9 protein-coding genes are annotated in these 14,434 nt (G+C 35.2%); 5 read left to right on the top strand and 4 right to left on the bottom strand.

The window, feature by feature from the left end; genetic code table 11:
- Window positions 1-34 precede the first annotated feature (34 nt).
- Window positions 35-1,060, bottom strand: a complete 1,026-nt coding sequence (ruvB, locus tag ABID42_RS17155) for a Holliday junction branch migration DNA helicase RuvB (RefSeq protein ID WP_323258399.1) — start codon at window positions 1,058-1,060, stop codon at window positions 35-37.
- 234 nt (window positions 1,061-1,294) lie between these two features.
- Here ruvB and ABID42_RS17150 point away from each other — a divergent pair, with 234 nt between their 5' ends.
- From ABID42_RS17150 to ABID42_RS17140, 3 genes are all read left to right on the top strand, one after another.
- Window positions 1,295-1,999, top strand: a complete 705-nt coding sequence (locus ABID42_RS17150; RefSeq protein WP_367284732.1) for an MIP/aquaporin family protein — start codon at window positions 1,295-1,297, stop codon at window positions 1,997-1,999.
- A gap of 382 nt (window positions 2,000-2,381) precedes the next feature.
- Window positions 2,382-5,216, top strand: coding sequence for a PAS domain S-box protein (locus ABID42_RS17145; RefSeq protein WP_367284731.1), 2,835 nt, complete (start codon window positions 2,382-2,384; stop codon window positions 5,214-5,216).
- A 338-nt stretch (window positions 5,217-5,554) separates the two neighbouring features.
- Window positions 5,555-8,740, top strand: coding sequence for a PAS domain S-box protein (locus tag ABID42_RS17140; protein WP_367284730.1), 3,186 nt, complete (start codon window positions 5,555-5,557; stop codon window positions 8,738-8,740).
- Window positions 8,741-8,771: 31 nt separating this feature from the next.
- Here ABID42_RS17140 and ABID42_RS17135 read toward each other — a convergent pair whose 3' ends face one another.
- Entirely contained in the window at window positions 8,772-9,911 is a 1,140-nt protein-coding gene (locus tag ABID42_RS17135) for an acyl-CoA dehydrogenase (RefSeq protein ID WP_435521483.1), read from the bottom strand.
- Between the two features lie 173 nt (window positions 9,912-10,084).
- Window positions 10,085-11,206, bottom strand: coding sequence for a trans-sulfuration enzyme family protein (locus tag ABID42_RS17130; protein ID WP_367284728.1), 1,122 nt, complete (start codon window positions 11,204-11,206; stop codon window positions 10,085-10,087).
- Between the two features lie 211 nt (window positions 11,207-11,417).
- Between ABID42_RS17130 and ABID42_RS17125 the strand changes: the two genes are divergently transcribed.
- Window positions 11,418-12,866: a Gfo/Idh/MocA family protein gene (locus ABID42_RS17125; protein ID WP_367284727.1), complete on the top strand. Its 1,449-nt coding sequence runs from the start codon at window positions 11,418-11,420 to the stop codon at window positions 12,864-12,866.
- Between the two features lie 63 nt (window positions 12,867-12,929).
- Here the strand turns inward: ABID42_RS17125 and ABID42_RS17120 are convergent, their stop codons facing one another.
- Complete coding sequence (locus tag ABID42_RS17120; RefSeq protein WP_367284726.1) at window positions 12,930-13,250, bottom strand: hypothetical protein; 321 nt, start codon at window positions 13,248-13,250, stop codon at window positions 12,930-12,932.
- A gap of 246 nt (window positions 13,251-13,496) precedes the next feature.
- Here ABID42_RS17120 and ABID42_RS17115 point away from each other — a divergent pair, with 246 nt between their 5' ends.
- Entirely contained in the window at window positions 13,497-14,393 is an 897-nt protein-coding gene (locus ABID42_RS17115; protein WP_367284725.1) for a metallophosphoesterase family protein, read from the top strand.
- Window positions 14,394-14,434: the final 41 nt, after the last annotated feature.

Raw genomic sequence — 14,434 nt, 5'->3', positions numbered from 1 at the left:
CCCTTGAATCATACGGTTCAAGGGATTTTCTACTTTAAAACAATTCTCCATTCCGATACTTTGGAACAATTCCTAAATGAACGTAGGCTCGTTCTGTTGCTTCTCGTCCACGAGAAGTACGCTTTAAAAATCCTTCCTGAATCAAGAAAGGTTCATATACTTCTTCAATCGTTTCTGCTTCTTCGCCACAAGCTGTTGCGATGGTTGATAAACCGACTGGTCCACCTTTGAATTTCTCCACAATGGTCGTTAAAATACGAATATCCATTTCGTCTAAACCATTTTGATCAACATCCAAAGCCAACAAAGCCATTTCTGCAATTTCGATTGTGATGACTCCTTTTCCTTTTACTTGTGCAAAATCACGAGTTCTTCGTAAAAGATTATTGGCAATACGAGGTGTTCCTCTACTTCGACGTGCAATTTCAAAAGCGCCTGCTTCGTCAATTGGCGTGTTCAAAATTTGCGCCGAACGTTTTACAATACTTGTCAACAATTTTGCATCATAATATTCCAATCGACAATTAATCCCAAATCTCGCTCTTAAAGGCGAAGTCAGCATTCCTGCACGAGTAGTTGCACCAATCAAAGTAAATGGATTCAATGAAATTTGTACACTTCGAGCATTTGGACCAGAATCTAACAAAATATCAATTTTATAATCCTCCATTGCTGAATATAAATACTCTTCAACGATGGGGTTCAATCGGTGAATTTCATCAATAAACAACACATCAAAAGGCTGTAAGTTCGTAAGTAAACCTGCTAAATCAGAAGGTTTATCTAATACTGGTCCAGATGTAATTTTGATATTTGCCTTTAATTCATTCGCTACAATGTTTGAAAGCGTGGTTTTTCCTAAACCTGGAGGACCGTGCAAAAGTACATGGTCAAGTGCTTCTTCTCGTAGCCTTGCTGCCGTTACAAATACTTGTAAGTTTTCCAGTACTTTATCTTGCCCAGCAAAATCATCGAAAGAGAGCGGTCTGAGCGCTCTTTCGATTTCCTTTTCTACGGGAGAAAGCGTTTCTTTATTTCCTTTTAAATAATCTTCTCGCATATTTTGATGAAAATTAACTGAAAAGCGGAATTTGTATCAAATCCTTATTCAATATCATTTCTTTTTGATTCGTTCTGAATGTTCAAAAATACGCCATTTTCTAGTCTGATAAAAACATTCTGAAAAGGCTTTCGCTTTTAACATTTCTACAACATTATATTTAGAAATTTTGCTTTAATTTGTACAATTAATTCTCAATAAAAAACTATTAAACCATTAAATATCTAACCAACTATGAATTCAGCGCTATTAGGCGAGTTTGTCGGCACAGCAGTATTAATTTTTTTAGGCAATGGCGTCGTTGCTACAGTATTATTAAAAGGCTCAAAGGGTGAAAACGGTGGTTGGATTGCCATCACAGAAGGTTGGGCTTTTGCCGTTACGATGGGTATTTTTGTTTCTACCAAATTTGGAAGCCCCGCAGCGCATTTAAATCCAGCAGTTACTATTGCCGAAGCTGTAAAGTCAGGAGACTGGTCAAACGCTTTAGGATTTATCGTTGCACAAATTTTGGGAGCAGCACTCGGAGGAACGCTAGTATGGTTGCAATATTTGCCACATTGGGCAATTACAGAAGACAAAGGGCTAAAATTGGCGTGTTTTAGTACTGCGCCTGCCATCAGAAATCCTTTTTCTAATGTACTTGCCGAATTACTTGCTACAGCTATTGCTATTATTGCATTAGGTTCATTTGGGAGTATTGAAACAGGCTTAGGACCTTTTGTTGTTGGTATTTTAGTTTGGTCTGTTGGGCTTTCTTTGGGCGGAGCAACAGGTTATGCCATTAATCCTGCGAGAGATTTAGGTCCACGCATTGCTCATTTCATTTTGCCAATAGCAGGTAAAGGTACTTCAGACTGGTCTTATGCGTGGGTTCCAGTAGTTGGACCTATTTTAGGGGCAGTTTTAGGAGCGTTAGTGTTAAATGCTATCCAGTAAAATCAAAATATAATTGCTTTATAATGTTGAGTTTTAAAATTAGATTTTAACAAGTTGAGACAATTTGTTATTTAGAAGCAGTTTTAATAAGATAAAATCTTGATAAGTTAGTAGATAGCTAAATCAAAATTTTATCTTTTTTTGTGTCCTTATACTTTAGTTTTGTTCAAGATTCATAAAAAAGTACTAACTTACTGTATAAAATTTTCTATAGAAATACTACATCATATATCTTGCGTATTCAAATGAAAATTTGTTTGGGTTCAATATCACTTTCAGTATTTGTTCCCTATTTACAACATAATCAACAGATATTCTTTGAAAGTAAATAATCTTTGTCGCCTAAAGATTGTTTTACTCCAGTCTCTATAAAAGGAAAACGATGTTAAAAAAAGAAGTACAAAGCAACGCTATTAAAGGGATTTCTTTTGAGGATGGCTTTAGCCGTCTTACAAATTTGGCATCTTTACTTTGCGACGTCCCTCTGACATATATTTCTCTTTTAGATGAAAAATCACAATGGATTACAACAATTCCACTGATTGAAGATCAAACATTCGTTTCAAATCTATCATTACTTACTCAGGAAGTAGTCAATTCAAAATCATTCATTATTCTTGACGATATTTCAAGAGAACAAACTTCCAATTCTTATCATTCTTTCTTTTCAGAACGTTCATTTCGTTTTTATGCAGGATTTCCTTTGGTCAATCCCGAAGGAAAAACTATTGGCGTACTTTCATTATTAGGAAATGAAGCCAAAACACTAAAAACTAAAGAAATCAATGCTTTAGAAAATGTAGTTGCTGAAATTGCTGATAAACTTTCTGCTAAAAAAGCATTAAAAGCCTTTGTAAAAGACTTTAACAAATTACAAGAAATAACAGTAAGTGTATCAAGATTTACTGAAATGTTAGAGGAAATCAACAGTGTGGCTCGTGTTGGTGGATGGGAAATAGATTTAGTAAAGAAAACTTTTTTTTGGTCGGATGTCACTCGTGAATTACATGAAGTCCCGAACGACTCTAATCCAAGTTTCAAGGAAGCTTTACATTTTTTCAGAGATGGAAAAAGTAGAAAGGCTGTTATAAGAGCAATTTTAAATGCCATAAAACTTGGAAAACCATTCGATATAGAAGTACAAATTATTACCTATCAAGGACTCAAAAAATGGGTAAGAGTAACTGGAAAAACTACTTTTGAGCAACAAAAATGTGTACGGTTATATGGTACTTTTCAGGATATTCACGAGAAAAGAATCAAAGACAAACAGATTTCTTTAAGTGAAGAAAGGTTCAGACAAACTTTTGATAATGCAGCTACAGGGATGTTTATTGCCCAACTTGCTACGGGTATTTTTATAGAAGTAAATGAAGCCTTTGCTAGCATTACTCAATACGATAAAACAGCACTTTTATCTTTAAGTCTTAGAGATTTAATTCATCCAGAAGACTTAAAAATGAGTGATGATTATTTTTTTAAATTATTATCAGGCGCATCATCAGTAATAACGGTTCAGAATAGATATATCACCAAAAATAATACAGAAGTTTGGGTTGAATTGGTAGCAACCATCGTCAGAGACCATAAAGGCAAACCTTTAAATGTAATTGGTCAAGTACAAGATGTTACTGCTAAAAGAACTTGGGAACGGAAACTGTTATTAAGCGAAGAAAAGCACAGAGGTTTTTTTGAAAACTCACAAGGTTTAATGTGTACGCACGACCTTGAAGGGAATTTCCTAACGGTAAATCCTGCTGGAGCCGCTTTACTTGGTTATACAACCGAAGAGTTTTTATCAAAAAATCTTTTTGATATTACTCCTCAAAGAATACAAGATAAAATGACAAGTTATCTTGAGGCGATTGCCAAATATGGTTCGTATAAGGGTTTGGTGAAAGTTGTTCATAAAAATGGTTCGTTTAGAACTTGGCTATCTAATAGTGTACTTTCTGAATTATTAGATGGTAGAAAGTATGTAATTGGCAATGCCGTCGATATGACAGAACGCATCAAGATGGAGCGGGAATTAATCAGTGCTAAAGTATTAGCTGAACGAAATGCCCATGCAAAGGATGTGTTTTTGGCAAATATGAGCCATGAAATTCGCACACCAATGAATGCGATTACAGGTTTTGCCAATTTATTGAAAGAAACTAAATTAGATTCTGAACAAAAAGAGTTTGTATCAAACATAAATACTGCTGCCGAAAATCTGTTGGGAATTATTAATGATATTCTTGACCTTTCTAAAATTGAGTCAGGACATTTGGTGATAGAATCTGTGCCTTTTAATCTGTACGAAGTTATCAAAAACATAAAATCGGTACTTACTTATAAGGCACTTGGTAAAAACCTGGAGTTAGATTATCAAATTTCAGCAAGTATTCCTCATACGATATTAGGTGACCCAACACGCCTCACGCAGATTTTATTAAACCTTACCAATAATGCCATTAAGTTTACAGAAGCAGGTTCTGTGAAAATTGTACTTGATTTACAAAGTGAGAATGAGGATGAGTACAATATCTTATTCAAAATTATTGATACAGGAGTTGGTATTCCACAAGATAAATTAATGGTTATTTTTGACCGTTTTGCACAGGCTAATTCAGATACTACCCGAAAGTTTGGTGGAACAGGCTTGGGATTAAGTATTTCAAAATTATTGATAGAATTACAACAGGGGAACATTTTTGTAGAGAGTGAAGAGCACGTTGGTTCTACGTTTTACTTTAATTTATCCTTCAAAAAAGTAAAAGGAGAAATCATTCAAAAACAAGAAACATATCTTTTACCAATCGACCCACATAAAAAAGTAAGAATATTATTAGCAGAAGACAATCCTTTAAATCAGAAGCTTGCCATGAAAGTATTAGAGCGATTTGGTTTTTTTCCAGAGCTTGCTGAAAATGGAAGAATAGCGGTATTGAAAGTACAAGAAAAACAATATGATGTTATTCTGATGGATTTACAAATGCCTGAAATGGATGGCTATCAGGCAACACAATTTATCAGGAAAAAGCTTGAAAACAATACACCAATCATTGCTTTAACGGCGCATTCACTAATTGGGGAAAAAGAAAAATGTATGGCTGTTGGAATGAATGATTACATTACTAAACCTTTTTCGCCTAAAGATTTGTTCAATAAAATAGCGAGTTTTATCAACATACAAGTAGCTGAAAATTTACAAGTTGTAGAGGTTTTGAAGTAGAAAAATGCAGCAAAAAGGCGATAGATTTAATCCAAAAAAAATAAATTTATCTTTATATAATTTCGATTTTTTATAGAATGCAAAAATTTAAATAAAGCAAATAGGTAAATGATAACATAATTCATAAGGAGTACAAAAATAGCCACTTAATTAATATCAATTTGGGAAATGAAAACAATGATGAATGTTTTGTTTTTCAGAGTAAAAATCTTTGATAAATACTAAGTCATTGACTGGAATTGTTATTACTTTTGAGTAATTGTTACTAAATTTTGATACTTGTTGATTTGTGAGATCCATAATTGGCGGCTCCTTATTTATTTTAATATACTTCAATCATGGAGAAAAAGAATTTACCAATACCAGAGAATGAAGACTTGCGATTAAAAGCTTTAGAGGAGTATAATATACTTGATACTTTACCTGAGGAAGAATTCGATAGGCTAACAAAATTGGCTTCCGTAATTTGTGGTGTACCAATTTCTTTGATTTCATTGATTGATAAAGATAGACAATGGTTTAAATCTAATGTTGGTTTAGATGGCACTCAAACAGCTAGAGATATTTCATTTTGCCAATATACCATCGTTGGGAAAGATATTTTTGAAGTAGAGGACGCAACGCTTGATGAAAGATTTCATAATAATCCATTCGTTGAGCATGCCCCTGAAATACGGTTTTATGCAGGATACCCACTTATCGACCCAGATGGATTTGCATTGGGTTCGCTTTGTGTAATTGATACTAAAGCCAAAAAATTAGATGCAGAACAACAATTAGCATTAAGAATTTTAGGGAAAGAAGTAGCCGCACAAATTGTAGCTCGAAAAGAAAGAGCGATTCTTAAGAATTATGAAAAACTATTCTTAGAATCAAAAGATATGATTTGCATTGCAAAAACGGACGGTCTTTTCAAAAAGATAAATCCTGCTTTTTGCAAAACTTTGGGTTGGGATGATGTTGATTTAATTGATAAATCTTTTTACGATTTTTTACATCCTGATGATCTTAAAGAAACAAAAGAAGAAGTTGAAAGTCTAGGAAATAAAGTATTGTCTTTAAACTTTACGCATCGTTTCAGAACGAAATCAGGTGATTATAAATTTTTAGAATGGGTAGCTACTCCCGATGCTACAACTGGAACACTTTATGCGATTGCCAGAGACATTACAGATTACAAACGCCTAAAAGTAGAAGTAGAAAAACTTTCGGAGATTCAAAATATCATCTTGGACGGAACAGATTACTCAATTATTTCAGTTGATACCAACAGCGTGATTAAGACATTCAATCGTGGTGCTGAAAAAATGTTGGGTTATCTCGCCGATGAAGTCGTTGGAAAAGTAACGCCTGAAATCATCCATGATAAAGAAGAAGTCGTAAAAAGAGCCGAAATATTATCACAAGAATTAGGAATTACACTTGAACCAGGGCATGAAGTTTTTCATGCAAAAGCAAGGTTAGGCGTTGCAGATAGCAATGAGTGGACTTATATTAGAAAAGATAAATCAAGATTGACTGTAGAACTTTCTGTTACTTCCTTGAGAAATAACGATAATGTTATTACAGGCTTTATGGGGATTGCAAAGGATATAACAGAGAAAAAAGTTTGGGAAAATCAATTACTCATTAGTGAAAATAGACATAGAGGCTTCTTCGAAAATACGCAAGGGCTGATGTGTACACATGATATTTATGGAAATTTCTTGACAATTAACCCTGCTGGAGCTGAATTGGTGGGTTATACCAAAGAAGAAATTTTACAAAGAAGTTTGTTTGATATCGTTTCTGAATCGTCTGTCCAAGGCGTGAAAGCCTACCTTGATGAAATTCTTCATAAAGGCAGCAGTAAAGGACTGATGAGAGTAATCCATAAAAATGGTTCGCCCAGGACTTGGATGTACAATAATGTACTTTCGGAATTGATAAATGGACAACAATATATAATTGGTAATGCTGTAGATATAACCGACAGAATATTGATGGAAAAGGAATTGATAAAAGCAAAAGAACATGCAGAGAAAAATGCTCTTGCAAAGGATACCTTTTTGGCAAATATGAGCCACGAAATTCGTACTCCTATGAATGCTATTATTGGTTTTTCTAATTTATTAAAAGATACAGAGCTAGAAGAAGAGCAACGTGATTATGTATCAAATATCAATATTGCTTCCGAAAATTTATTAGGGATTATCAATGACATTTTAGATATTTCAAAAATTGAATCAGGGCATATTGTTATTGAAAAAATTGCCTTCAATATTAAAGATTTACTGAAAAATGCAAAAGCTGTTTTAAATCACAAAGCCCAAGAAAAAGGTTTGGAATTGAGCAGTATCGTAGATGAAAATATTCCAACGTTTGTTATCGGTGACCCTACTCGTTTAAATCAAATTTTACTCAACCTGACTAATAATGCGATTAAATTTACCGAAAAAGGAAGAGTAAAGATTCTGGTTGAACTTCTGAAAGAATCATCAACAGAATGTTCAATCTTATTTAGTGTAATGGATACGGGAATTGGTATACCTGCTGATAAATTAGATTCTATTTTTGATAGATTTACACAGGCAGATAGCGATACGACTAGAAAATATGGAGGAACTGGCTTAGGTTTAAGCATTTCAAAATCTTTGGCAGATCTTCAAGACGGAAAGTTATGGGTAGAAAGTACGCCAGGGAAAGGGTCAACTTTTTATGTGAGTTTACCTTTTGGCATTGACGTGAAAGATAAAAACAACGAAAATGACGCTAAAAATTCGACAGCCTTAAAAAGTGAACGTGAAGTAAAAGTACTTTTGGTAGAAGATAATCCATTAAATCAGAAGTTAGCTTTAAAAGTACTTAGTAAATTTGGATTCACTGCTGATTTAGCTGAAAATGGGAGAGTTGCCGTAGAAAAAGTTCAGGAGAACCAATATGAAGTAATTTTGATGGATTTACAAATGCCTGAAATGGATGGTTATCAAGCAACAGAATATATTAGAGGAACATTAAAAATTAACACGCCAATTATTGCTATGACTGCGCATTCTTTGGTAGGTGAAAAGGAAAAATGTATGGTAATCGGAATGAACGATTATATACCAAAACCTTTTGTACCTCAAGAATTATTTGATAAAATTATCACTTATGCAGAAATAAATGGTCAAAACAACGAAAGTAACATGGAAGAGAACCTAGAAGGAATCGTAGATTTATCCTATTTGAGGGAATTGTCTGACGGAAACAAAGAGTTTGAACAAGAAATTATTGAATTATATTTGAACCAAATGCCTATTGATTTCGACATACTCAGAAAGGCAATTGATGCTGTTGATTATGTGCTAACGAAATCAACGGCACATAAATTAAAGTCTTCATTTTCTTCAATGGGTGTCAATGAAAATGGATTGTTGAAATCAATTGAAGATAAAGCGAAAACAATGGTCGATATGTCAATTATTAAATCTGAATTCACTAAATTAGAGGTAATAGCAAACTATTCCGTGAAAGTATTACAAAGAGTACTTGAAGAAGAGTAATAAAAATTGGAGGCCTAAAAGCCTCCAATTTTTATTTTAGGATTTCCCTAGCAATAACCATTTTTTGAATTTCTGAAGTACCTTCATAAATCTGTGTGATTTTGGCATCTCTCATCATTCTTTCTACGTGAAACTCTTTTACAAAACCATAACCTCCATGAATTTGTACGGCTTCAATGGTTGTATCCATCGCTACTTGCGAACAAAATAATTTTGCCATCGCCGCCGACTGTACATAGCTTTTGTGCTGGTCTTTATCAAATGCAGCTTTGAAACAAAGTAAACGAGCCGCTTCAATATTCGTTGCCATATCTGCTAACTTGAATTGTATCGCTTGGTGTTCAGCAATGGCTTTGCCAAATGATTTTCGCTCTTGTGCATACTTCAATGATAATTCATAAGCACCAGAGGCAATACCCAAAGCTTGTGCTGCAATGCCAATTCTGCCGCCATTTAAAGTGGACATGGCAAATTTAAAACCAAAACCATCTGCTCCAATTCTATTTTCTTTGGGTACTTTCACATCTGTAAACATTAATGAATGTGTATCAGAACCTCGAATTCCTAGTTTTTTCTCTTTCTTTCCTACTTGAAAACCTTCCATTCCACGCTCTACAATCAAGCAATTAATTCCTTTATGACCCAATTCTGGATGTGTTTGTGCCATTACTAAATATACGCTCGCTCTTCCTCCATTGGTAATCCAGTTTTTAGTGCCGTTTAATAAGTAATAATCGCCCATGTCTTCGGCAGTGGTATGCTGAGAAGTAGCATCCGAACCTGCTTCGGGTTCAGACAAAGCAAAAGCCCCGATGATTTCGCCTTTTGCTAAAGGCACAAGGTATTTTTGTTTTTGTTCTTCCGTTCCGAAAGCTTCTAATCCATAACAAACTAAAGAATTATTGACAGAAACCATTACCGAAGCAGAAGCATCAACTTTTGATAATTCCTCCATCGCCAACACATAAGAAACAGTATCCATTCCTCCACCTCCATATTCTGGTGAAACCATCATGCCCAGAAAACCCAGTTCTCCCATTTTTCGCACTAATTCTTCTGGAAAAAATTCTTTTTCATCACGATCAATTACTTCTGGAAGTAATTCTGTTTGAGCAAAATCACGAGCTGCTTGTTGTACGGCAAGATGTTCTTCCGATAATTGAAAGTTCAAGCCTTGAAAGATTGAATCACTCATGTTAAATCAAGTTTTTATATTGAGATTATTACTCAAATATATAAAATAGTATGCTTGCATAATAAAATTTGCAATTTTATTTTTAAACAAGGATAAATTTGAAACAGGTGCATCAAAAAAGGAGGCTCTTGCGAAACCTCCTTCAAAACTTATTTCAACGCCGTTGACCAATCATCAATTAAATCATCAATATTCTCTAGTCCCACAGAAACACGAAGTAAATTATCGGGTGTTGGGCTATCTGTTCCTTCTACTGATTTTCTATGTTCAATTAAACTTTCTACGCCGCCTAAACTGGTTGCTGTTATAAAAAGTTTGAGTTTCCCAGTTAATGCCATCGCATGTTTAGCATCACCTTTTACTTGTACTGAAAGCATCGCTCCAAAACCATTTACCATTTGTTTTTTGGCAATTGCATGTTGTGGATGGGTTGTTAAACCTGGATAATGTACTGCTTCTATTTGTGGATGAGTACTTAGGAAATCAGCTAATTTCCCAGCGTTTTCTGTTTGTGCTTTTACTCTTAAAGCCAAAGTTTTAATGCCTCTCGCCACTAACCACGACTCAAATGGAGAAGGTACTCCGCCAGTTAATTTCTGAATCGTTCTTAATTTATTCGATAATTCACCTTCTTCTTTGATGATTAACGCACCACTTAAAACATCACTGTGTCCACCAAAATACTTTGTGGTTGAGTGCATCACTATATCAGCACCTAAATCTAATGGTCTTTGTAAAATGGGTGTTGCCCAAGTATTATCAACGGCTACCAAAGCTCCGATTCCTTTTGCGATTTCGCTAATGGCTTGAATATCGGCAATTTTTAGTTGTGGATTGGAAGGCGTTTCTATCCAAAATAATTTGGTATTGGGTTGAATGGCTGATTTTACTGCTTCCAAATCTGTCATATCCACAGTTGTCATAGACAAACCCCATTGTCCGAATACTTCGGTGATTAATACATTCGTAGCAAAGTAAGCATCGTCTGGAGTAATGATATGGTCGCCTGATTGTAAGCTTTGAAACAAAGCAGTAGTTGCTGCCATGCCTGAAGCAAAGGCTAATCCAACGGTTCCGTTTTCAAGTAAAGCAATACTTTTTTCTAAAAGCTGACGATTGGGATTATCAGCTCTTGAATAAATATATCCGTGTGAGTATGAGCCGTCTGTCTCTCTTTCAAAAGTGGTGGATAAATAAATAGGCGAAGTGACAGCACCTGCATTGGCATCGTGCATTTGAGTGGACTGTATCGCTAATGTTTCAATTTTCATTTGAGTGAAGTGTTTGGAATTCTTTCTCAAAATAACATAATCAATTCCTCATATCACAGTACAAAAGCTAATTTCAACGAGTATATCTTTAGTAGCGAATCAATAAACTTCTTATATTCAATAATCATTAGCAAACCAAACTGATTCATTTGCCCATTCGAATCAGTAAAAGCTTTAAACCACTCCTGTTTGGGCAAAGGAGTTTTTAAATATGGAAAATAATTCAAGACGGGATTTTCTCAAGAAAAGTTCTTTGGCAGTAGCGGGTTTCTACATTGTACCTCGCCATGTGTTAGGCGGAAAAGGCTTCATTGCTCCTTCCGATAAACTCAATATCGCTGCCATCGGTTGCGGAGGTAAAGGTTGGTCGGATATTCTTGGCGCTTATGATAGTGGAAGAAATAACATTGCAGCACTTTGTGATATTGATGACCGCCAAATGAAGCAGTCTGTCGAGAAGTTTCCTAGTGCTAATAAGTACAAAGATTTCCGTATCATGCTGGAAAAAGAAAAGGATAATATTGATGCCGTAACGGTTTCTACGCCCGACCATACGCACTATGTTTCAGCAATGGCGGCGATGAGTTTAGGCAAACATGTATATGTACAAAAACCTTTGGCACATAATATTTACGAAGTTCGTAAAATGACTGAAGCTGCTGTTCAGCAAAAAGTAGTGACACAAATGGGAAATCAAGGTTCTTCGGGCGATGGTGTACGAAGAATGATGGAATGGTATAAAGCTGGATTGATTGGTGAAGTATCTAAAGTTCATGTTTGGACAAACCGACCAGTTTGGCCACAGGGTATAGCTAAACCAACTGGCAAAGTAGAAGTTCCTAAAGAAGTAGATTGGGATTTATGGCTTGGTCCTGCCGAGTGGGAAGATTATCAACCAGCCTATCATCCTTTCAACTGGAGAGGTTGGGTGAATTATGGAACGGGTTCTTTGGGCGATATGGCTTGCCACATGATGGACCCACCTTATAGAGTATTAGGCTTGGGTTATCCTTCGGAAGTGGAATGTAGTATTGCAAATACCGCTTGGACAGGTCCTTTCAAAGAAGGATATTTCCCTGAAAGTTATCCTGCTGCTTCCATGATTCATTTGAAATTTCCGAGAAAAGGAAAGTCTGATGTAAAAATGACTTGGTATGATGGCGGATTAATGCCTGAACGTCCAGAAGAAATTCCTGCTGATGTAAAATTAGGTGACTGGAGTGGTGGAGTATTATTGCTTGGCACAAAAGGCGTAATGATGTGCGGTGTGTATGGTTCAAATCCTACGCTTTGGGGAAGCGAAAGCTTGAAAGCAAAAGGCGAAAAACTGCCTATCACGATTGAAAGAGTAGTCGGTTCGGATGGTGCAGGACATTATCAACAATGGTTACAAGCTTGTAGAGATGGTTACGGAAAACATAAGCCTTTAAGTTCTTCTTTTGATTACTCAGGACCAATGTCGGAAGCTGTTTTGATGGGGAACTTAGCGATTAGAAGTTACTTCTTCCGTTCTCCTAAAAAAGACAAACAATGGTTACAAGAATATGACTATAATGGAAGAAAGAAACTGCTTTGGGATGGAAAAGAGATGAAAATTACCAATTTCGATGAAGCAAATCAGTTTGTGAAGAGAGAGTACCGTCAAGGTTGGAATTTATAGTATAAAGAAGGGAGGGCAAATTAACTTGTTCTCCCTTTTTAGTATCATTGCCAAAAGCATGTATCACAAAGCCAAGCCAATAAATCTAAATGCCAAAGGAGTATATCTTAAAGCCAAGCCATTAAATCTAAATGCCCAAGATATATATCTAAAAGCCAAACCATTAAATCTAAATGCCCAAGGTATATATCTTAAAGCCAAGCCAATAAATCTAAATACCAAAGATATATATCTAAAATCCAAGCTATTAAATCTAATTACCCAAAGAATATATCTAAAATCCAAGCCAATAAATCTAAATGCCCAAAGCATATATCTAAAATCCAAGCTAATAAATCTAAATGCCCAAGGTATATATCTCAGTGAAGTAATAAATTTTATCATTCAACGAGGCAATGTTAATCAATAGCTCCTTTAATCCACCGAATATCACCTCTATTTACTCAATACAGTACTACATTGTATCCTTTATCTTCTTCAAATTTTAAAGTTCGTCCTAGCTACTAAATGATGAGTACAGTGCTTTATCAACTCTTAATAAAATCATGACAATACCAACATCTAAAGTATATATCAAGGCTTTACTTTTGTCGGAATGATACTCAAAAAAACAATCAAACAAGGAAAATAATGGAAAGAAGATCCGTCATTAAAAATATTGGAGGCTTATTTTTAACGCCAGCTTTAAGCCCTCTCTTGAAAGGAAAAAAGCCAGTCCTGAGAGTAGCGCATCTTACCGATGTTCATTTAAAAAATGAATTAGACGCTCCAGCAAAATTTGCTAAATGTCTGCATCACGTTCAGCAACAAAGTCCTAAAGTAGATTTTATCTTGAATGGTGGCGATATTGTTTTCGATATGAACAAAGAAAATTTGAGCAACATCAATAGTCAATGGAAATTATTAGAAGACATCATCAAAGCAGAAAGTTCTATTCCAGCCCATTACTGTTTAGGAAACCATGATGTTTGGTGGAGTGAAAACAACAAAGGACAAGCCGTTTATGGCAAACAATATACTTTAGATAAATTGAGCCTTGCCAAACCATATTACAGTGTTGAGAAAAATGGTTGGAAGTTTATCATCCTTGATAGCGTACATCTTGATGTTGATAATACTTGGTACATTGGTAAACTAGGTGATGAGCAATTTGCTTGGCTTGAAAATGAGCTAAAGAATACCAATCCATCCACACCGATTCTTGTATTATCGCATATTCCAATCCTTACAGCCACTTTGATGATTAAAGAAAAAGTGGGAAACAGATGGGAAATGTTAGGAGGCGATATGCACACCGATACCGCAAAAATTATCAATCTATTTTATCAACATCCCAATGTTAAAGTTTGCTTGAGTGGACATGTGCATTTACGGGATAAAGTTGAGTATAATAACGTGACTTATATCTGTAACGGTGCTGTAAGTGGTGCTTGGTGGAAAGGCAACAACAAGCAAACCGCTCCGGGTTACGGACTATTAGACTTATATGCAGACGGTAGTTTTGACGAAAAATATGTTAATTATTGATGGTTGGAGAAGTATGAAATAACCTTCCCATTGTTTGAATT

This window comes from Arcicella rosea, assembly GCF_040543805.1.
In the GTDB taxonomy this organism is placed as follows: domain Bacteria; phylum Bacteroidota; class Bacteroidia; order Cytophagales; family Spirosomataceae; genus Arcicella; species Arcicella rosea.
The sequence above is the reverse complement of the archived record's forward strand: the minus strand, read 5'-3'. Positions and strand labels throughout refer to the sequence as shown.

Coding starts and splice junctions, on each gene's coding strand:
- ruvB (WP_323258399.1), bottom strand. CDS start 1,060: ATGCGAGAAGATTATTTAAAAGGAAATAAAGAAACGCTTTCTCCCGTA.
- ABID42_RS17150 (WP_367284732.1), top strand. CDS start 1,295: ATGAATTCAGCGCTATTAGGCGAGTTTGTCGGCACAGCAGTATTAATT.
- ABID42_RS17145 (WP_367284731.1), top strand. CDS start 2,382: ATGTTAAAAAAAGAAGTACAAAGCAACGCTATTAAAGGGATTTCTTTT.
- ABID42_RS17140 (WP_367284730.1), top strand. CDS start 5,555: ATGGAGAAAAAGAATTTACCAATACCAGAGAATGAAGACTTGCGATTA.
- ABID42_RS17130 (WP_367284728.1), bottom strand. CDS start 11,206: ATGAAAATTGAAACATTAGCGATACAGTCCACTCAAATGCACGATGCC.
- ABID42_RS17125 (WP_367284727.1), top strand. CDS start 11,418: ATGGAAAATAATTCAAGACGGGATTTTCTCAAGAAAAGTTCTTTGGCA.
- ABID42_RS17120 (WP_367284726.1), bottom strand. CDS start 13,250: ATGATAAAATTTATTACTTCACTGAGATATATACCTTGGGCATTTAGA.
- ABID42_RS17115 (WP_367284725.1), top strand. CDS start 13,497: ATGGAAAGAAGATCCGTCATTAAAAATATTGGAGGCTTATTTTTAACG.